General features: G+C 33.6%; 21 protein-coding genes. 8 read left to right on the forward strand and 13 right to left on the reverse strand.

Annotation, left to right across the window (positions count from 1 at the left end):
* Positions 1–10: 10 nt before the first annotated feature.
* Complete coding sequence (locus CLU83_RS21080) at positions 11–1405, forward strand: exopolysaccharide biosynthesis polyprenyl glycosylphosphotransferase (protein ID WP_100433414.1); 1395 nt, start codon at positions 11–13, stop codon at positions 1403–1405.
* A 2-nt stretch (positions 1406–1407) separates the two neighbouring features.
* Here the strand turns inward: CLU83_RS21080 and CLU83_RS21085 are convergent, their stop codons facing one another.
* Positions 1408–2547: a DUF4105 domain-containing protein gene (locus CLU83_RS21085; RefSeq protein WP_100433415.1), complete on the reverse strand. Its 1140-nt coding sequence runs from the start codon at positions 2545–2547 to the stop codon at positions 1408–1410.
* A gap of 51 nt (positions 2548–2598) precedes the next feature.
* Positions 2599–3585 carry a PorV/PorQ family protein gene (locus CLU83_RS21090; protein ID WP_100433416.1) on the reverse strand — a complete coding sequence of 329 codons (987 nt, stop codon included), beginning with the start codon at positions 3583–3585 and terminating at the stop codon, positions 2599–2601.
* 272 nt (positions 3586–3857) lie between these two features.
* Between CLU83_RS21090 and CLU83_RS21095 the strand changes: the two genes are divergently transcribed.
* Both CLU83_RS21095 and CLU83_RS21100 read left to right on the forward strand, forming a co-directional pair.
* A complete protein-coding gene (locus CLU83_RS21095) occupies positions 3858–4580 on the forward strand; it encodes a phosphatidylcholine/phosphatidylserine synthase (protein WP_100433417.1) in 723 nt (240 codons plus the stop codon).
* 11 nt (positions 4581–4591) lie between these two features.
* Positions 4592–5437: a glycoside hydrolase family 25 protein gene (locus CLU83_RS21100; protein ID WP_100433418.1), complete on the forward strand. Its 846-nt coding sequence runs from the start codon at positions 4592–4594 to the stop codon at positions 5435–5437.
* A gap of 8 nt (positions 5438–5445) precedes the next feature.
* On the opposite strand, the gene CLU83_RS21105 is transcribed toward CLU83_RS21100, so the two are convergent.
* The 5 genes from CLU83_RS21105 to CLU83_RS21125 all read right to left on the reverse strand — a co-directional run bounded on the left by CLU83_RS21105 (position 5446) and on the right by CLU83_RS21125 (position 8695).
* A complete protein-coding gene (locus tag CLU83_RS21105; RefSeq protein ID WP_100433419.1) occupies positions 5446–5682 on the reverse strand; it encodes a DUF5808 domain-containing protein in 237 nt (78 codons plus the stop codon).
* Positions 5683–5740: 58 nt separating this feature from the next.
* Positions 5741–6481, reverse strand: coding sequence for an LPS export ABC transporter ATP-binding protein (gene lptB / locus CLU83_RS21110; RefSeq protein ID WP_077373991.1), 741 nt, complete (start codon positions 6479–6481; stop codon positions 5741–5743).
* 87 nt (positions 6482–6568) lie between these two features.
* Positions 6569–6922, reverse strand: coding sequence for a carboxymuconolactone decarboxylase family protein (locus tag CLU83_RS21115; RefSeq protein WP_100433420.1), 354 nt, complete (start codon positions 6920–6922; stop codon positions 6569–6571).
* A complete protein-coding gene (tatC, locus tag CLU83_RS21120; RefSeq protein WP_100433421.1) occupies positions 6915–7730 on the reverse strand; it encodes a twin-arginine translocase subunit TatC in 816 nt (271 codons plus the stop codon). The genes CLU83_RS21115 and tatC overlap by 8 nt, the downstream gene beginning before the upstream one ends.
* A complete protein-coding gene (locus tag CLU83_RS21125; protein ID WP_198512323.1) occupies positions 7730–8695 on the reverse strand; it encodes an SIS domain-containing protein in 966 nt (321 codons plus the stop codon). The genes tatC and CLU83_RS21125 overlap by 1 nt, the downstream gene beginning before the upstream one ends.
* An 85-nt stretch (positions 8696–8780) precedes the next feature.
* On the opposite strand from CLU83_RS21125, the gene recQ reads away from it, so the two are divergent.
* Positions 8781–10976 carry a DNA helicase RecQ gene (recQ, locus tag CLU83_RS21130; protein WP_100433422.1) on the forward strand — a complete coding sequence of 732 codons (2196 nt, stop codon included), beginning with the start codon at positions 8781–8783 and terminating at the stop codon, positions 10974–10976.
* 78 nt (positions 10977–11054) lie between these two features.
* Here the strand turns inward: recQ and CLU83_RS21135 are convergent, their stop codons facing one another.
* Positions 11055–11297 carry a hypothetical protein gene (locus CLU83_RS21135; RefSeq protein WP_100433423.1) on the reverse strand — a complete coding sequence of 81 codons (243 nt, stop codon included), beginning with the start codon at positions 11295–11297 and terminating at the stop codon, positions 11055–11057.
* 176 nt (positions 11298–11473) lie between these two features.
* Between CLU83_RS21135 and CLU83_RS21140 the strand changes: the two genes are divergently transcribed.
* A complete protein-coding gene (locus CLU83_RS21140; RefSeq protein WP_100433424.1) occupies positions 11474–13036 on the forward strand; it encodes an NAD(P)/FAD-dependent oxidoreductase in 1563 nt (520 codons plus the stop codon).
* A gap of 40 nt (positions 13037–13076) precedes the next feature.
* Here CLU83_RS21140 and CLU83_RS21145 read toward each other — a convergent pair whose 3' ends face one another.
* From CLU83_RS21145 to msrB, 5 genes are all read right to left on the reverse strand, one after another.
* Positions 13077–13562, reverse strand: a complete 486-nt coding sequence (locus tag CLU83_RS21145) for a nuclear transport factor 2 family protein (RefSeq protein WP_100433425.1) — start codon at positions 13560–13562, stop codon at positions 13077–13079.
* Between the two features lie 97 nt (positions 13563–13659).
* Complete coding sequence (locus CLU83_RS21150; protein WP_100433426.1) at positions 13660–14208, reverse strand: MepB family protein; 549 nt, start codon at positions 14206–14208, stop codon at positions 13660–13662.
* 69 nt (positions 14209–14277) lie between these two features.
* The gene (locus tag CLU83_RS21155; RefSeq protein ID WP_100433427.1) at positions 14278–15591 is read right to left on the reverse strand and encodes an amidohydrolase; all 1314 of its coding nucleotides are present in this window, start codon (positions 15589–15591) and stop codon (positions 14278–14280) included.
* 128 nt (positions 15592–15719) lie between these two features.
* Positions 15720–16271: a peptide-methionine (S)-S-oxide reductase MsrA gene (gene msrA / locus CLU83_RS21160; protein ID WP_100433428.1), complete on the reverse strand. Its 552-nt coding sequence runs from the start codon at positions 16269–16271 to the stop codon at positions 15720–15722.
* 98 nt (positions 16272–16369) lie between these two features.
* Positions 16370–16924 carry a peptide-methionine (R)-S-oxide reductase MsrB gene (gene msrB, locus CLU83_RS21165; protein WP_100433429.1) on the reverse strand — a complete coding sequence of 185 codons (555 nt, stop codon included), beginning with the start codon at positions 16922–16924 and terminating at the stop codon, positions 16370–16372.
* A 415-nt stretch (positions 16925–17339) separates the two neighbouring features.
* Here msrB and idi point away from each other — a divergent pair, with 415 nt between their 5' ends.
* The 3 genes from idi to CLU83_RS21180 are packed head-to-tail and all read left to right on the forward strand — an operon-like array spanning position 17340 to position 18780.
* Complete coding sequence (idi, locus tag CLU83_RS21170; RefSeq protein ID WP_100433430.1) at positions 17340–17879, forward strand: isopentenyl-diphosphate Delta-isomerase; 540 nt, start codon at positions 17340–17342, stop codon at positions 17877–17879.
* Between the two features lie 32 nt (positions 17880–17911).
* Positions 17912–18322, forward strand: coding sequence for a 6-carboxytetrahydropterin synthase (locus CLU83_RS21175; RefSeq protein ID WP_100433431.1), 411 nt, complete (start codon positions 17912–17914; stop codon positions 18320–18322).
* The gene (locus CLU83_RS21180) at positions 18322–18780 is read left to right on the forward strand and encodes a peroxiredoxin (RefSeq protein WP_100433432.1); all 459 of its coding nucleotides are present in this window, start codon (positions 18322–18324) and stop codon (positions 18778–18780) included. The genes CLU83_RS21175 and CLU83_RS21180 overlap by 1 nt, the downstream gene beginning before the upstream one ends.
* Positions 18781–18797 lie beyond the last annotated feature (17 nt).

Here is an 18797-nt window from a genome sequence, read left to right on the forward strand (position 1 = left end):
TCTGTTGACAATGAGTAATTCAAAAAAAATGCATTTCGAAATATCTGAGCGTAAACTGCTTTTACGGATTTTTGATGTGGTTTTTGTATTATTAGGCCTGTATTGTTTAGGATTTTTTTTTAATTTCAATTATTTTCAATTTTCGGCAACCAATTACTATTGGGTTATTGTTTTGGGTATATATATCAATCTGTTTGGAGGTATTTTTGAAATGTACAATCTTCAAGTAGCAAGCAATAATTTTCAAGTATTGCGAAGTGCAATTTTAACGACAACTTCAACAGTTCTATCTTATTTGTTGACACCCATTTTGTCTCCGGAGTTACCCAAAAACCGTTTGCAGCTTGTGTTTTTTTACATAACGTTTTTTATAGCTTTATATGCTTGGAGAATGATTTATCTTCATTTTTTAGCTTCCAACAGGTTTGTTCAAAATGCAGTATTAGTATGTGATAAAGATCAAGTTGAAGAACTTGTTTCAGGATTAGAAAGTGTTGATCCTCATTATAAAATTATCGGATATATAAATCTTGATAGTGGTTCATCTTCCGATTTTGAATTTCAATATGTGAGACATATTGAAATAAAGGAGTTAATTTCATTTGTTGCTAAAAATGGCATTTCGGAAATAGTGGTGGCTTCTCAAAAAACGGATGGAATTACAGCTGATTTATACCACCAATTGCTTCAGTTGTTGGAATCGGGTAAGAGCATTAGAGAATATACACAAGTATATGAAAGCAAAACGCAGCGTATCCCTGTTCAGTATATTTCTAGAGATTTTTATCGTTTTTTTCCATTCAGCCGCAGTAATCAAAACAAACTGTACTTAATTATCAACCGTTTTTTTGAAATTATTTTGTCATTAATCGGATTAAGTTTTGGGCTTGTTTTGATTCCGATAATTCTTATTGGTAATGTTTTTTGGAATAAAGGAAGCTTGTTTTATACTCAAAAAAGAGTTGGTAAAGATGGTGTTGTTTTTAGAATAATTAAATTCAGGACTATGGTTAAGAATGCCGAAAAAACTGGAGCCGTTTTTGCTAAAGTTAATGATTCCAGAATAACTAAATTTGGAAAATTTTTAAGAAAAACCAGAATAGACGAGTTTCCGCAGTTTATTAACATTTTGAAAGGAGATATGGCGGTAATTGGACCAAGACCAGAACGACCTGTATTTGTGAATGAAATTGCTCAAATTATGCCATTCTATGAAACACGTCATATAATAAAACCGGGGCTTACTGGCTGGGCTCAGATCAATTATCCCTATGGCTTAAATTTAGAAGACAGCTTAATAAAACTGCAATACGACTTATATTACATCAAACACAGAAGCATCTATTTGGATTTAAATATTGCTTTCAAAACCATCTCAACAGTTTTGTTTTATAGAGGTCAGTAATATTAAATAATTATTGGAATACGCTTTTTGTTTTTAATGGCTAATCTTGTTAAAACAACTAAATTGGTTAACAATATTGGTGAAACAATGAGTAAATGAATTTTTGTGAACATTATACTGCAATAAACAATCAGTAGCAGGATATTGAAAACAGCTAATTTGTATGTCCATTTTGAGTTTTTTGTTTTAGCAAAATATAATACAATTAAGACAAAAGGGCTGAATAATAGTATATTGTAGTTATATCCCAATTCTTGATGGGAGGAATAAAATCCTAAAAAAACAAACAATAAACCTAATGAGGATATTATCGACAGATAAATATAATCAATACTTTTCTTGTTTATCAGAGTTACAAATCCTAAAATAAAGAGATAAGTATAACTGTTATTCCACCAAGAAAATGGAGCTTCTTCTTCAAAATTTAATATTGTTTTGTTCTCTTTGCATAAAGGCTGGTTTTGATATCGAATGAGTTTCAAGCTTTTTTGAAGTTCAAAAGGCAAAAATATTTTTGTCCCCATTTGATCCACTTTTGTTCCAAAAACAATACTTGTTCCCAGTTTCTCATAAAAATGATTGTTAAAATAAGGAAATAAAATAGATCTGTAAGTTTGGTCAGTGTCTACTTTTTTGGTAATTACTTTGGTTTTTAATGTTTTATTGATAACGTCTACAACCTTCGAAGTACAATTATTATCAATGAATTTATACTGATATAAGCGTTCATCAGATAACATGGACTGGGCTAAATTTTCAAATAATTCTTGTTTAAGTTCTAACGGAATGTTTAATTCCTGTTCGTAAACGTCTCTTTTTTCATAATTGTACTGATTAATAAAATCAATATAGCGATTGTTTACTATAAAATAATCTAAATCACCTTTAGTAAACTGCATTGCAAAATTTGGGGTATCAAAATCAAAGGCACCATAATTATAAACAACATCTAGATTGTTCTCAATATCATGAACTCTTATGGCTGTGTGCCCAAACAAGGAATAAAGTTCATTCCCAGTACCGCAAGTCATTATGCTGATAGCAGCGTTTTTGGATAATAAAACATTCTGGGCAAATGAATTATAAATCGAACTCAATAAAAGAATGCAAACGAATATTTTTTTTAATAAGGCAGTTTTCATTTTGCTATTTTTTTAGATATAAAATAAGACGTGTTTTTTAAATAATCAAAGTTAGTTTCTAAAAAGAGATAAATCAATTTTTAATGAAAAAACATTTGAATACAATGCAGTGCTTTGATTTCCTAAAGCGGTTAATGCATAATCGATAGCAATTCCTTTATATTTAAATCCTAAGCCAATGTTGGGCTGGAACCCTATTTTTTCGCTACTATCCAATTGTGTTACATGTTGGAAATTACCAATGCCAGCTCTCAAAAAGGCAAGATTAGTATAACCAAATTCCAAGCCGACGGCGGGATCTATACTAACAAAACTGCTTGAAATTAGATCATTAGTCTTTGTAAATTGCATATTCATATTTGCGGTAGTCAAAAGACTGTAATCCTCATGAAAAATAAATTTTTTGGCGGCTCCTAGTTGCGCTTTAGGAAGTGTAATCTCTGTACTTTCAGGTGCTTCTTGATTCTGGCCAGGAATAGCATCGGCTATTTTCTGATAAGCTTCTTCGTTAATATTCCAAACATTGTATGTTGTTGTAATATCCCGAAGCATCAATCCAAACTGCCAGTCATTTTTTTCAAACTGTAAACCAAAGTCAAATCCAAATCCCCAAGAAGTTGCAAAGTCACCAATTATTCGTCGGATAATTTTAGCATTTACTCCATATTGAAAGCCTGGAACAGGTAGTTTTACAGCATAGGAAAAAGTAAAACCGTAGTCGGCTGTTGAGAAGAGTTTGATTCTATTGTAATCGATGTTGCCTTCATTATCAATTAAATCAGTTGTATTCATAATATCATCAACCCCAAAACGGATTAATGAAATTCCCCAAGCACTTCGGTCATCAATAGGACTGGCATAAGCGGCATAGTCATATTTAGCAATATTGGCAAAATAATTAGAATGCATTAAAGAGATTTGATCATCTTCCAGATGCATTAGTCCAGCTGGATTCCAATAACAGGAATTAACATCAGAAGTAGAGGCAACAACTGCATTTGACATTCCTAAAGCTCCAGCATCTACACCAATATTCATAAACTCATTAGAGTATTTCCGAACGGTTTGGCAATAGATGCTATTTACAATGAAAAGGAATAAAAAAAGCTGTGTTTTTTTCAACGGATCTTATTTGTCGGTTTAAAGCGTTTTAATATTTTTCAAAAATAAAGTTTTTTGATGATGTAACTGCTTCAATTCAATTAATTAATAATTTTTGTTATTAATAATTTAAAATCTCTCAACAAAACGAGCAACACTTTCACTTAATATAGTAAATTTGCCAAGCTTATAATTCAATTTTAAACACTATGAACATCAAAAAACACATTCCAAATACAATTACATTATTAAACCTTTTGTGTGGCTGTGTCGCTCTGATATTTGTAAGTAATGATAAATTTGAAATGGCATTCTTTTTTGTTTGTCTCGGAATTTTTTTAGATTTTTTTGATGGTTTTTTTGCTCGTCTGTTCAAAGTTTCAGGTCCTTTAGGGTTACAATTGGATTCATTGGCCGATATGGTCACTAGTGGTGTCGTTCCTGGATTTGTAATGTTCAAAATGATGCAAAGCAGTTCGATTTATATGAGTGAAGGATATTTGCAGTTTTTTCCATATTTGGGCTTTATCATTACTTTGGGGTCGTGCATGCGTTTGGCAAAATTCAACATTGACACGCGTCAAACAGATTCATTCATAGGACTGCCTACTCCGGCAAATGCTCTTTTTATATTGAGTCTTCCGTTAGTGCTCGAACATTATTCGGGAGAGTCATTACTAGTACTTGAAATTTTGACAGAGAAATGGGTATTATTATTAATATCCTTGTTTAGTGCCTATATCTTAAATGCCGAAATTTCTTTATTTTCTTTAAAAATAAAAAAGTTTAATTTTAGGGATAATGCACTCCAGATAGTGTTTTTAATTATCGCTGTTTTATTATTGGTTTCTCTAAATTATTTAGCAATACCATTAATAATTATCTTCTACGTTTTACTTTCAGTAATTAACAATAAGTTTCTAAAAAAGTAGTTTTATTTTGAATGAAAAGTAAGAATACAAGAACTTCATATAATCGGAAAACAAAAAAGAAAAGCACTGTTTTTTCCACTAAATTTTTTGGCAATTTAATACTTGTTTTTTTGTTTTTTGCAGTGCTGTCAATTGCTTATCATTATCGTTCCAGTTTTGCTCATTATTTGGGTTTTAAGTCAAATTTAAATAACGATACCAATGTCTTTTCTGAAGCTCGAAATCTAAAGGTTTTAGAAAAAAATAATGGTAAAGTTGTAGGTATAGATGTTTCCGAATATCAGGGAAAAGTCCGCTGGTCGTATGTTGATACTATAGAAGAAAAATATCCCTTGCATTATGTTTTTATTCGTGCCACAGTAGGGAACGATAGAGTAGATCGTCAGTTTAAAAGAAATTGGCTTGGAGCCAAAGAAAATAAAATGATCCGCGGAGCCTATCATTATTATCGTCCAAACGAAAACTCTCTTGAGCAAGCTGAACTTTTTATTAAAACAGTAAAGCTGAAAAAAGGCGATCTGCCACCAGTTTTGGACATTGAGAAACTTCCGAAAGAACAATCTATTGAACGTCTAAAAGTTGGTTTAAGGCGCTGGCTAAAAGCTGTAGAATCGCATTATGGAGTTAGACCAATTATCTACACAGGAGAGAAATACTATGATGATTTCCTGAAAGAAGAATTTGGCGATTATCTTTTTTGGATTGCTAATTATAACTTTTATCGGGAAGAAATTCAAGACGATTGGCTCTTTTGGCAATTTACGGAGAAAGCTACTGTTCCAGGAATCGATTATAATGTAGATGTTAATGTCTATAATGGCGACTTACAGCAGCTGCAATATATTACGGTAGAATAATATTTTGATTACTTTTTGGTTAAAATAAAAAAGACAACCATTCCAAAAAAAGCCAAAGTGCCAAGTAAAGCCAATACCGATTTTGGGTTTGCGAAATTTATGGTACTACCTATTTCTTCACTTTTCTTAGGAGGAAAAATGCGTTGGTCTTCTTTGTTATAATAAAAAATTCCCCAAATCCAATTGTTTGGGTCGTTTTTCCATCTCTTTGAGGTTTCTTCAGAAGGTTCTTGGTTTAAGGACATTTTTAGTTTTATTTATTGTTTGTAACTGAAAACAAAAATATAAGCATCAAAAACTAAATTAAAATTCCAGTTTCTTTTTTCTCAATTCGAAATTTTGTCCAAGATAAACACGGCGTACCATTTCGTCTTCAACCAATTCTTCTGGAATACCTGCTTTTAGAATACCTCCTTCAAACATAAGATAGGTTTTGTCGGTAATAGCCAGCGTTTCCTGTACGTTGTGGTCGGTTATTAAGATTCCTATGTTTTTATTTTTCAACTGGGCTACAATTCTCTGAATATCTTCTACAGCAACAGGGTCAACTCCTGCAAAAGGCTCATCGAGTAAGATAAATTTTGGATCTGTGGCTAAACAACGGGCAATTTCAGTACGTCGACGTTCCCCTCCTGAAAGTAAATCTCCACGATTTGTACGAATGTGTTCCAAGCTAAATTCTGCAATCAAACTTTCCATTTTGGCTACTTGCTCTTCTTTAGAAAGTTTGGTTAGTTGCAATACGCTCAAAATATTGTCTTCAATACTTAATTTTCTAAAAACAGAAGCTTCTTGTGCCAAATATCCAATTCCTTGTTGAGCTCTTTTGTACATTGGATAATCGGTAATATTCAAATCATCCAGATAAATATTTCCAGAGTTGGGTTTTACCAAACCTACAATCATATAAAAAGAAGTAGTTTTTCCAGCACCATTAGGACCTAGAAGCCCTACGATCTCACCTTGATTTACTTCTACCGAAATCCCTTTTACAACACTACGGCCTTTGTAGGTTTTTATTAAATTTTCTGCTCTTAATTTCATCTTTTTAGTTTAATCGTTTAAACGTTTGATTTGTTTATTCGTTATAAATAAACGAATAAACGAATCAACAAATAAACCTATTAACAATTATTTAGTTTCTGTTTCCTCCAAGGCTTCCCAAAATTCATAAGCCCTGCGTAAATGCGGTACGACAATTGTTCCTCCTACAAGAGTTGCAATTCCCATAGCTTCCATCATTTCTTCTTTGGTAATTCCTTCTTTATAGCTGGTTTCTAAATGGTATTTTACGCAGTCATCGCATCGTAAAACAGCCGAGGCTACCAGTCCTAAAAGTTCTTTGGTTTTTACATCTAAGGCTCCAGGAGTATAAGCATTGGTGTCAAGATTGAAAATACGTTTTACGATTTTATTATTGTCGGCCAATAATTTTTCGTTCATTTTAGAACGATAGTCATTGAATTCTTGTACGATATCAGACATTTGCTTTCTTTTTATTTAATACTACAATTTTTGAAATCAATATGCTTACTTCATAAATAAGCAACATTGGAATAGCAACAATAGTTTGGCTCACCACATCTGGAGGCGTTACAATTGCGGCTACAATCAAGATTATTACAACGGCATATTTCCAATATTTTCTTAGAAATTCTGGGGTTACGAGTCCTAATTTTGTCAGGAAATAAATAATTATAGGCAACTCAAAGAACAATCCACTGGCCAGAATACTGGTTTTTACCATGCCGATGTAAGAGTCTAATGTAAATTGATTCTTGACAACATCACTTACCGTAAAAGTCGCCACAAAATTCACCGACATCGGAATAACAACGTAATATCCAAATAAAACTCCTAAAAAGAAAAGTAATGACGATGTAAATATAAATACTCTAGCATTTTTCTTTTCTTTTTCATACAAAGCAGGACTGATAAATTTCCAAACTTCCCATAAAATATAGGGAAAACTTAAAATAAATCCAGCCAAAATACACATCCATACAAAAATATTAACCTGACCTTCCATTTCAGTATTTTGAATGATAAAAGGCATTTCGGTTATGCAGATGCTGTCTGCAAAACCCAATTGATGTGATAATTCACAAAAATATCGGTAAGTAAAAAAGGTGGGTCTTGTTGGTCCAAATATAATAGTGTCAAACAAGTAATCACTTATAAAATAAGTAACAAAAGCCATAATAATTACAGCCGTTGTACTTCTAACTAAAAGCCATCTTAATTCTTCCAGATGGTCTAAAAAGGACATCTCGCCCAGATTTTTCTTTGCCATTATACAATCCCTTCTTTTAAAATATCATGTAAATGCAATACTCCTTTGTACTCTCCATTGTCAACAACGATTAATTGAGTGATTGAGAAATCCTCCATTATATTAAAGGCATCTACAACCATATTTGTTGATTGTACTGTTTTTGGATTTTTGGTCATAATGTCTTTTGCAGTCAAATCGGCAATCGTATCTCTGTCGTTTAACATTCTTCGAATATCTCCGTCAGTGATTATTCCAACTACTTTATTGTTTTCTACAACGGCTGTTACCCCTAAGCGTTTCTCCGAAATTTCAAAAATTGCTTTTTTAACAGGAGTATCAGGGCTTACTTCAGGTTTTAAGGTATGTTCCAGCATGTCTTTTACGCGAAGCAGTAATTTTTTACCTAAAGCACCACCTGGATGATAAACGGCAAAATCTTCTGCCTTGAAATTTCTCATTTCCATTAAACAGACAACAATAGCATCTCCCATAACTAATTGTGCGGTTGTGCTATTAGTAGGGGCTAGGTTCAATGGGCAGGCTTCTTTATCAACGGTTGTGTTTAAAACGTAATGAGAACCCTTGGCTAAAAAGGAAGTCATATTTCCTGTCATGCCAATTAATTTGTTGCCAAAACGGGTCAAAAGTGGGACTAATGCTTTGATTTCTGGACTATTACCGCTTTTTGATATGCAAATAACAACATCGTCTTTTTGCAGCATTCCTAAATCGCCGTGTATGGCTTCTGAGGCATGTAAAAATAAGGAAGGAGTACCTGTCGAATTGAATGATGCTACCATTTTTTGAGCGATAATAGCACTTTTGCCAATCCCAGTTACGACTAATCTCCCTTTGGAATTGTAAATACATTCTACCGCTTCCGCAAATGTATCGTCGATGAAGTCAATTAATTTAGCTATAGATTTGCTTTCTGATTCAATTGTTTTTTTAGCGTTAGCTAATATGTTTTCTTTTGTAATCAAAACAGATAATTTAAAATTTGTAAGTGTAAAAGAAAGTTGTATCTTTATGTGCCGCAAATTTATATAAAATACCACATATTAAAGAATGAATTCAAACGAAATTGACATAGACAAAGAATTAAAGAAGTATTTTGGCTTTAGCAAGTTCAAAGGCTTGCAGGAAAATGTTATAAAAAGTTTGCTTAATAAGCAGAATACTTTTGTAATTATGCCTACTGGCGGAGGAAAATCACTCTGTTACCAATTACCAGCTTTAGTTCAAGAAGGAACTGCCATTGTTGTATCTCCTTTAATAGCATTAATGAAGAATCAGGTAGATGCTATTCGAAGCCTTTCTTCCGAAAATGGGATCGCCCATGTTTTAAATTCCTCACTTACCAAAACTGAAATTACACAAGTTAAATCCGATATTACAGCGGGTATAACTAAACTTTTGTATGTAGCTCCAGAATCTTTGACAAAAGAGGAGTATGTTGCCTTTCTGCAGACAGTGCCTATTTCATTTGTTGCAATTGATGAAGCGCATTGCATTTCGGAATGGGGTCATGATTTTAGGCCAGAATACCGTAATTTAAAAAATATCATTAAACAGCTAGGGGAAGTTCCGATTATAGGACTTACCGCTACTGCAACTCCAAAAGTACAAGAGGATATCTTGAAGAATTTGGAGATGTCTAATGCGACAACGTTTAAAGCTTCATTTAATAGAGCCAATTTGTTTTATGAAGTGCGTACGAAGACCAAAAATATTGAATCGGATATCATTCGGTTTATAAAACAGCATAAAGGGAAATCTGGTATTATTTACTGTTTGAGCCGTAAAAAAGTAGAATCAATCGCCGAAGTGTTACAGGTAAACGGAATAAGTGCCGTTCCGTATCATGCAGGTCTGGACGCAAAAACAAGAGCAAAACATCAGGATATGTTTTTGATGGAAGATGTCGAAGTTGTTGTTGCTACAATCGCGTTCGGTATGGGAATTGACAAACCCGATGTGCGTTTTGTAATTCACCATGATATTCCAAAATCATTAGAAAGTTATTATCAGGAAACAGGCCGTGCCGGTAGAGACGGAGGCGAAGGACACTGTCTTGCTTATTACTCTTATAAAGATGTAGAGAAATTAGAAAAATTTCTATCAGGAAAACCGGTTGCTGAGCAAGAAATAGGTTTTGCCTTATTGCAGGAAGTTGTGGCTTATGCCGAAACTTCGATGTCTAGGAGAAAATTTTTACTTCATTATTTTGGTGAAGAATTCGACAGCGAAACAGGTGAAGGGGCAGATATGGATGACAATGTCCGTAATCCAAAAACTAAAGTGGAAGCCAAAGACGAAGTGCTGAAACTATTGGAAGTTGTCAAAAAAACCAAACATATTTATAAATCAAAAGAGATTGTATTTACATTAATTGGCCGTGTAAATGCAGTTATCAATGCGCATAAAACAGATTCTCAGTCCTTTTTTGGTTCAGGATCGAACCATGACGAAAAATTTTGGATGGCATTATTACGGCAAGTTCTTGTTGCAGGTCTGTTATCAAAAGATATTGAAACGTATGGTATTATAGAAATCACAAATGAAGGTTTGGCTTTTATGAAAAACCCAGAATCTTTTTTGATGTCCGAAGATCATGAATACAATGAATCTGAAGATGAAGCTATCGTAACAGCTGCAAAATCGTCAGGAACTGCAGATGAATTACTAATGTCAATGCTGCGTGAATTACGAAAAAAAGTAGCCAAAAAACTTGGAGTCCCTCCGTTTGTAGTTTTTCAGGATCCTTCTTTGGAAGATATGGCTTTAAAATATCCTATTTCTCAAGCAGAGTTGATTAATATTCATGGAGTTGGAGAAGGAAAAGCCAAAAAATACGGTAAAGAATTCATTGAATTAATAAACCGTTATGTAGAAGAAAATGATATTATACGCCCTGATGATTTGGTTGTCAAATCTACCGGGGTTAACTCGGTCAATAAGCTGTATATCATTCAAAATATCGATAGAAAACTGGCTTTAACAGATATCGCTTCCGCAAAAGGGTTAAAAATGGACGATTTGATAAAAGAGATGGAGCAAATCGTTTATTCTGGAACCAAATTGAACATCAAATATTGGATTGACGAAATGCTGGATGACGATCAGCAAGAAGAAATTCATGATTATTTTATGGATTCAGAATCGGATAATATTGAAAAAGCGCTTAAAGAATTTGATGGAGATTATGATATAGATGAATTGCGATTGATGCGGATAAAATTCATTAGCGAAGTGGCTAATTAAAAGTAAATTTCAAATAATATATTCCAAATTCCAAAACTCAAACGAGAAAAAAACTGGAATTTGGATTTTTTTTAGAATTTAACTTTCAGTGTAAACTTCCCCTCGATGCGGTTTTAAAGCATCACGTACTTGTATCATATTTTCTTCCATTACCACCATATATGCGATTGCATACATTTCATCTAAGATTTGAAAACCGGTAATATTTAACGGTAATTTCTCAATAGCGATGTATTCTTTTAAATGAATTTCATGATGTTCGGCTGTTTTTGCAGATGCAGAGCCACGAAAATCCCATATTAATTTTATTTTTCTGGACATTATATTGTTGCGAATTTGATTTGATTTAAGTGTGTAAAGTTACACAGACTTGTTGTAAATAAATATGATTTTGCATCGGATTCTTGTTTGATCAATTAGAATTGGATTCAAAATACTACTTTTGCAAACAGATTGTTTTATTTTTAATAGTCTAAAAATCGAAGTATTTAGAAAACATGCCACAAGAACTCCTATTACAAGTTTCTCCAGAAATTGCCTCCAACGAATCTTTGCTGAAAGATTATTTATCAAAACAAATAAAAATTTCGGCAAATGAGATGCAGCATGTTGTTGTTTTGAAACGCTCTATTGATGCCCGTCAAAAAGCAATCAAAATCAATTTGAAAGTTTCGATTTATTTAAAAGGAGAACCTTTTCAGGAACAAAAAATAGAACTTCCGGATTATAAAAATGTTTCGACAGCTCAAGAAGTAATCGTCGTTGGAGCAGGACCAGCTGGGCTTTTTGCTGCTTTGCAATTAATAGAGTTGGGTTTAAAGCCAATAGTTGTTGAACGCGGAAAAGACGTTCGTGGTCGTCGCCGCGATTTGAAAGCAATAAATAGAGATCATATTGTTGATGAAGATTCTAATTATTGTTTTGGCGAAGGAGGAGCAGGAACTTATTCGGACGGAAAATTATATACTCGTTCCAAAAAACGCGGAGATGTCACTCGAATACTGGAATTATTAGTTGCTTTTGGAGCAACTGGAGATATATTAGTAGATGCTCACCCTCATATTGGAACCAATAAATTACCCCAAATTATACAGGATATTCGAGAGAAAATCATCGAATGTGGAGGTCAGGTTTTGTTTGAAACTCGGTTGACCGATATTTTGATAAAAAATAATGAGGTTGAAGGGATTGTAATCCAAAGCGGTGACACGATTTTGGCCAATAAATTAATTCTTGCAACAGGACATTCGGCTCGGGATATATTTGAATTATTGGACAAAAAGAAAGTGCTTATCGAAGCTAAGCCTTTTGCCTTGGGCGTAAGAGCCGAGCATCCGCAGTCATTAATTGATAGTATTCAATACAGTTGTGATTATCGTGGCGAACATTTGCCACCGGCACCTTATTCTATAGTGAAACAGGTAAATGGTCGTGGAATGTATTCGTTTTGTATGTGTCCGGGAGGTGTAATCGCACCTTGTGCTACTAGTCCGGGAGAAGTAGTTACGAATGGCTGGTCTCCATCTAAACGAGATCAAGCAACAGCTAATTCAGGAATTGTGATCGAATTGAAGCAGGAAGATTTTAAGCCTTTTGCAAAATTTGGAGCTTTAGCAGGAATGGAATTTCAAAAAAGCATTGAACAAAAAGCTTGGCATTTAGCAGGTCAGACCCAAAAAGTTCCAGCACAGCGAATGGTCGATTTTACTCAAAATAAAGTTTCTTCCAGTATTCCAAAAACATCTTATGTGCCTGGAACCACTTCGGTAGAAATGGGACAGGTTTTTCCTAGATTCCTTTCTCAAATTTTGAGAGAAGGATTTACTGAATTTGGTAAATCCATGAAGGGATATTTGACAAACGAAGCTATTTTACATGCGCCAGAATCTAGAACTTCGTCGCCAGTTCGTATTCCTAGAGACGCTGTTTCCTATGAGCATTTACAAATAAAAGGATTGTATCCTTGCGGAGAGGGAGCAGGTTATGCAGGAGGAATTATTTCGGCAGCAATTGATGGTGAAAAATGTGCTTTGAAAATTGCTGAGGTATTGAAAAAATAAAGCTTCTTAATGGGGGCACGTCCAGATGATTTTTTAGCAATCAATGATCATAGCTTATCATTCTTGAAATTTTCCATTGGTTATTTACTTTTTTCCAAATAGCCATAAACTTAAAAGTCCCTATTTCTTCTTTCCCGTTTTCGATATGCCGAAATTGATGAATTCCTGTTTCTATAGCTCCAAAATCTTTTATGGGATGTATTTCAAGGCTTCCTTTGACCAATTGCCGAGTGAGTTTGTTTTCGTTTTTAAACATTTTTTCGAAATTAGTAAAAACGGTTTCATAGGAAAGCAAGCCTCCATTGTCTTGATACCATTCTAAATTTTCATCAAATAAAGGTTTGAATTTCGCCATATCTTTGGTATTGAATGCATCAAAAAGAACGGTATCCATTGCTGCAATTTCGTTGTATAGTTCCTGCGAAGTTGGAGCTACTTTTTTTTCTTGTGCCTGAGTTAAATTTAGCCCAAGAATCAATAGAAACGGCAAGAAAAAAGTTTTGAATTTGTGTGTTTTTTTGTCCATATTTTTTTTAGAAATTAAAGAGTAAAATACTAAAAATTAGCTTGATGTGGTTTAAAGGTAAGAAAAAGAATATTGAATTTTGTCAATCACAAGTTTTTTAATCTTTTATAAGGAAGAGTGATTTTGCACGGTTTAAATCTATTGATTGGTTAACTGATGCTTCTAAGAAATAATCCAATTGCCAGTTTTGTGTTTTTTGAGCTTGCCTGCTCGCAGTTATATTCCAAGGCGGATAAACACGAATAGCACGTTTTCCTTCTTTTTTATCCGAAACAATTTCTTTGGCTATAAGAACGGATTTTGGAAAAATAAACAGTCCAAAATGATTGTCTTTTCTGACGCTAACAACGAATAAATCAATTGGATCTGTGGAGTCAAAAGGCTGAATAGGACCTTGATTTATCCTTTTCCAAAGCGTAACAAACTGACCAGTTTTGGTAGGTGTGATTTTGGCAGTTCGAAACAGAATATTCGAATTATTTAGAATAAAGCGACAAGCTCCATATTCAGAACTTTCAGTTTCAGGAATGGGTTGTGTGATTTGGAAATTGCAATTGTCAAAAAGTATTTTTCGGATTACAGTTAAATCTTCAGGAATACTATCAGGAGTAATTTTAGGGGTCAGATCTTTTTTTTGTAAATTCATTCTATTTGTAAAAGGTGTAGAAAAAATATGAGGTAATTTAATTTTACCGATTAGGTACAATCTAATTTATTAATGTTTTTTACTGTTTGTCATATTCATATAATCAATCGTTAATTCAGTCATTACTTTCATCCCTAATACAAAACCACTTTCGTCAATATAGAAATCGGGTGTGTGATGACCTGCAGTTTCTGATGCTTGTTTTCCTTTTGGCATTCCGCCTAGAAAAATGAACAATCCCGGAATTTTCGCTTGGTAAAAAGAAAAGTCCTCAGCCCCCGTTACTGCTGTTGTCAGTATTACATTTTCTTTTCCGGCTGCATTTTCTAATGTAGCTAACATATTTTGTGTTAATGTGGGGTCATTATAAGTAATTAATGTTTTTTTAGTAATCGAAACATCTGCAGTTGCTCCCGCACTTTCAGCAATATTGGTTGAAATTTGTTTTATCCTTGAATGTATTAAATTTTGTGTTTTGCTATCCAATGAACGAATGGTACCATTCATTGTAAGTTCTTCAGGGATAATGTTATTTCGAACTCCTGCATTTATTTGCCCAACGCTGACAACGGCTGCAGATTCTGTGAGCTCTACATTGCGGCTGACTATAGTTTGTAAACCCAAAATGATTTGTGAAGCCGTGACAATTGGATCAATCGACATCCATGGATATGCGCCGTGAGATTGCTTCCCCTTTACATTTATTGTAAACCAATCTGAAGATGCCATCGTTCCTTTTGGACGGTATTTTATTTTTCCAACCTCAGTTTGAGCATTAATATGCAGTCCAAAAATAACATCTACTTTGGGATTTTCAAGAACACCCTCTTTGACCATCAATTCTGCTCCTCCTTCCTCACCTTCAGGAGGCCCTTCTTCGGCAGGCTGAAAAATAAATTTCACAGTGCCGTGCAGCTCCTCTTTAATTGATGCCAAAATTTCTGCCGTTCCCATCAAAATGGCGATATGAGAATCGTGACCACAAGCATGCATTACGTTTACGGTTTTTCCGTTATAATCCGCTTCGGCTTTTGATGCAAAAGGAATATTAACCCTTTCCTTTACAGGCAGAGCGTCCATGTCAGCTCTTAGCGCTACAACCGGGCCTGGTTTTCCGCCTCTCAAGATGCCTACTACTCCTGTTTTTGCAACACCCGTTTGTACTTCGATTCCTAAAGAACGAAGATGGGAGGCAATTTTTTCAGCAGTTTTGAATTCTCTGTTTCCTAACTCTGGGTTTTGATGAAAATCCCTGCGCCACGCAATGACTTTAGATTCTAATGAATTGGCTTTTTGTGAAATTTTTACTTTTAAGTTTGTGTTTTGTGTAAACGCTATTCCATTTATGAATAAAAAGATAGCAATGAGTTTGTTTTTTTTCATTCTAAGAAAAAGGTTTATTGATAAGTGCTAGTTTGTATAATCACCCAAATATAAATCTTTAAGTTGTTATTAAACAAATGGTTTGGTATAAAAAAAAACGTCTGTTTTATAACAAGACGGTTTAGGTTTTATTTTTTAGTTTTCAATTTATCTTTAAAAACCTTTTCAAATTTTTCAATTTTAGGCTGAATTACCATTTGGCAATAAGGCTGGTTTTTGTTATTGGCATAATAATTTTGATGGTAATCTTCAGCCTTGTAAAATGTAGTAAAAGGCTCTAAGGTAGTAACAATTGGATTTTCATAGACTTTTGCATTTTTTAAGGCAGCAATAATAGACTGTGCTTCTTTTTTTTGTTCGTCATCGTTATAAAAAATTACTGAACGGTATTGCGTTCCTTTATCTGCGCCTTGTCGGTTCAGAGTTGTTGGATCATGTACGGTGAAGAATACTTTGAAAATTTCATCAAGATTCGTTACGTTTTTGTCAAAAGTAATTTGAACTACTTCGGCATGACCTGTAGTGCCAGAACAAACTTCTTCGTAACTTGGATTGAGCGTTTTTCCTCCCGAAAATCCAGAAACGACTGATTTTACACCTTTCAAGTTTTCGTAAACAGCTTCTACACACCAGTAGCATCCTCCGCCAAGAGTTATAGTTTCAAAATTAGATTGTGTCATTTTTTAGTTTTAGTATTGTTTTGAGAAAATAACGTTACGGTAAATAATATACACGCTAAAATAATTGTTTTAGTTTTCATGTGAATCGTTTTTAATTTTTATTTAGCATCAGGGACAAAATCAAGTGCTATGGAATTCATGCAGTATCTTTTGCCGGTTGGAACTGGACCATCATCAAATAAATGGCCTAAATGACCACCGCATCTGCCGCAAAGAGCCTCGATTCGTTCCATTCCTATAGAATTATCATCTTTGAATACGACGCTTTTTTTGTTTTCCTGTTCAAAGAAACTTGGCCAGCCGCAACTGCTGGAAAATTTCGCACCTGATCGGAAAAGCAGGTTGCCACAGGCTGCACAATAATAAGTTCCTTTCACATCAGTATTCCAATATTTGCCTGTAAAAGGTCTTTCGGTATCTGCTTTTCGGGAAACCAAATAAACGTCTTCCGGCAGGATTTTTTTCCATTCGGCATCTGATAAATTAAGTTTTGCAGTATCGGTATGAGAGTAGTATGGATTCCCAGGTTTACTTTGATAAGTTTCAACTGAAGTCATCGTGTTACTCTTTGTTTCTTTACTCTGTCCACAAGCTTGAAAAATAAATAATGGAAGTAGTAGTAAAGTGCCAAAAAAAGATGTTTTTGTTTTCATTAGAAGTTAATATTTGTTTTTTAATTGAAAAAGTTATAGTCATTCTTCGATTTCAATTTGTGATTTTGGAATCATGACGATTTAATAGTATCTGTTTATTATACTTCAAAAGTAATTGACGAATGTAAATCGAAATGTCTCCCAGTTTACAATTTATATGCTATTTATGTAATTTTTAACTATTATGATATACGTTAAAAATATTTTTTTGGTTTTAAAAAGTAAATGAAACGAATAGCTTTTCTATAAATTCTTAGCTAAATCCGGTCTATAAATATACCAAAAACAGAGGTAAGGATTTCTATGTTTATGGTTCGAAAGTAAACAAAGAAAATAATTTTAACCAAAAAGCAAAAGAATCTTTAAGCCTTTATAAAGGTATCTTTTTTGTACTTTTGTTTTATCAATACAGAATATGGAAGAAGAAAAAGTAATATTAGTAAACGAATTGGATGAGCAGATTGGCTTAATGCCAAAATTGGAAGCACATGAAAAAGCTATTTTGCATCGTGCTTTTTCAGTTTTTGTTTTAAATAATCAAAATGAGATTATGCTCCAGCAAAGAGCGCATCAAAAGTATCATTCTCCTTTATTATGGACAAACACCTGCTGCAGTCATCAGCGGGAAAGTGAAACAAATATTCAAGCCGGTAACCGCAGATTGTATGAGGAAATGGGATTTAGTACCGAACTGAAAGAACTCTTCCATTTTATTTATAAAGCGCCTTTTGATAATGGCTTGACTGAGCATGAACTCGATCATGTAATGATTGGTTATTATGATGGCGAGCCTGTGATTAATATTGATGAGGTTGAAGCTTGGAAATGGATGAAAATTGAAGATGTAAAAGATGATATACTTTTGAATCCAGAAATTTATACAGTTTGGTTTAAAATTATTTTTGACGAATTTTATCACTTTTTAGAAGAACATGCTTTAGAGCAAAAGAACTAATCTGTATTTTTATTTAAATTCTAAAATCCCTTATGAGAGTAACCATATCCAGAAAAGCCCATTTTAATGCAGCACATCGTTTGTATCGAAAAGATTGGACTTTTGAACAAAACGACGCTGTTTTTGGCAAATGCAATAATCCCAATTTTCACGGACACAACTATGAATTAATAGTAAGTGTTACTGGAGAAATCGATAAAGAAACAGGGTATGTTATGGATGTGAAATTCTTGACTGATATTATTAAAGAAGAAGTTGAAGATCAAATGGATCATAAAAATTTGAATCTGGACGTGCCTGAATTTCAAGATTTAAATCCTACGGCTGAGAATATTGTAGTAATGATTTGGAATAAAATCAGAAAGAAAGTAAAGCCAGAACTGGATTTGGAAGTAGTTCTTTATGAAACGCCCCGCAATTTTGTAACTTATAAAGGAGAATAATGGAACTGAAAGTAGGAGATAAAATTCCAAATTTTACAGCAAAAGACACTAATGGGAATGATTTCAACAGCCAAGATTTAATAGGCAAAAAGCCTTTGATTATTTATTTCTACCCAAAAGATAATACTCCGGGCTGTACGACTCAGGCCTGCAGTTTTAGAGATCAGTACGAAGATTTTAAAGATCTTGGCGCTGAAGTAATAGGAATCAGCGGTGACAGTGTTGCCTCTCATCAAAAGTTTACCAGTCAATTTAAACTGCCTTTTATTCTTTTGTCAGATTCAGACAAGAAAATTAGAACTCTTTTTGGAGTGCCTTCCAATTTGTTTGGATTAATTCCAGGCAGAGTAACTTATGTAGCTGATAAAACGGGAACTATTATTATGGTATTTGACAGTATGAAAGCAAAAAATCATATTTCAAAAGCACTTGAAGCAATTAAAGAAATACAATCATAAAAGGACAAAATAATATT

The organism is Flavobacterium sp. 1 (genome assembly GCF_002797935.1).
Classification (GTDB): domain Bacteria; phylum Bacteroidota; class Bacteroidia; order Flavobacteriales; family Flavobacteriaceae; genus Flavobacterium.

Excerpts from the sequence above, each read along its gene's own strand:
- lptB (WP_077373991.1), bottom strand. The coding sequence starts at position 6,481 with ATGAAATTAAGAGCAGAAAATTTAATAAAAACCTACAAAGGCCGTAGT.
- CLU83_RS21135 (WP_100433423.1), bottom strand. The coding sequence starts at position 11,297 with ATGTCCAGAAAAATAAAATTAATATGGGATTTTCGTGGCTCTGCATCT.
- CLU83_RS21175 (WP_100433431.1), top strand. The coding sequence starts at position 17,912 with ATGAGAGTAACCATATCCAGAAAAGCCCATTTTAATGCAGCACATCGT.
- tatC (WP_100433421.1), bottom strand. The coding sequence starts at position 7,730 with ATGGCAAAGAAAAATCTGGGCGAGATGTCCTTTTTAGACCATCTGGAA.
- CLU83_RS21150 (WP_100433426.1), bottom strand. The coding sequence starts at position 14,208 with ATGAATTTACAAAAAAAAGATCTGACCCCTAAAATTACTCCTGATAGT.
- CLU83_RS21155 (WP_100433427.1), bottom strand. The coding sequence starts at position 15,591 with ATGAAAAAAAACAAACTCATTGCTATCTTTTTATTCATAAATGGAATA.
- CLU83_RS21115 (WP_100433420.1), bottom strand. The coding sequence starts at position 6,922 with ATGTCTGATATCGTACAAGAATTCAATGACTATCGTTCTAAAATGAAC.
- CLU83_RS21140 (WP_100433424.1), top strand. The coding sequence starts at position 11,474 with ATGCCACAAGAACTCCTATTACAAGTTTCTCCAGAAATTGCCTCCAAC.
- msrA (WP_100433428.1), bottom strand. The coding sequence starts at position 16,271 with ATGACACAATCTAATTTTGAAACTATAACTCTTGGCGGAGGATGCTAC.
- idi (WP_100433430.1), top strand. The coding sequence starts at position 17,340 with ATGGAAGAAGAAAAAGTAATATTAGTAAACGAATTGGATGAGCAGATT.
- CLU83_RS21095 (WP_100433417.1), top strand. The coding sequence starts at position 3,858 with ATGAACATCAAAAAACACATTCCAAATACAATTACATTATTAAACCTT.
- CLU83_RS21180 (WP_100433432.1), top strand. The coding sequence starts at position 18,322 with ATGGAACTGAAAGTAGGAGATAAAATTCCAAATTTTACAGCAAAAGAC.
- CLU83_RS21090 (WP_100433416.1), bottom strand. The coding sequence starts at position 3,585 with ATGAATATTGGTGTAGATGCTGGAGCTTTAGGAATGTCAAATGCAGTT.
- CLU83_RS21100 (WP_100433418.1), top strand. The coding sequence starts at position 4,592 with ATGAAAAGTAAGAATACAAGAACTTCATATAATCGGAAAACAAAAAAG.
- recQ (WP_100433422.1), top strand. The coding sequence starts at position 8,781 with ATGAATTCAAACGAAATTGACATAGACAAAGAATTAAAGAAGTATTTT.
- CLU83_RS21080 (WP_100433414.1), top strand. The coding sequence starts at position 11 with ATGAGTAATTCAAAAAAAATGCATTTCGAAATATCTGAGCGTAAACTG.
- CLU83_RS21085 (WP_100433415.1), bottom strand. The coding sequence starts at position 2,547 with ATGAAAACTGCCTTATTAAAAAAAATATTCGTTTGCATTCTTTTATTG.
- msrB (WP_100433429.1), bottom strand. The coding sequence starts at position 16,924 with ATGAAAACAAAAACATCTTTTTTTGGCACTTTACTACTACTTCCATTA.
- CLU83_RS21145 (WP_100433425.1), bottom strand. The coding sequence starts at position 13,562 with ATGGACAAAAAAACACACAAATTCAAAACTTTTTTCTTGCCGTTTCTA.
- CLU83_RS21105 (WP_100433419.1), bottom strand. The coding sequence starts at position 5,682 with ATGTCCTTAAACCAAGAACCTTCTGAAGAAACCTCAAAGAGATGGAAA.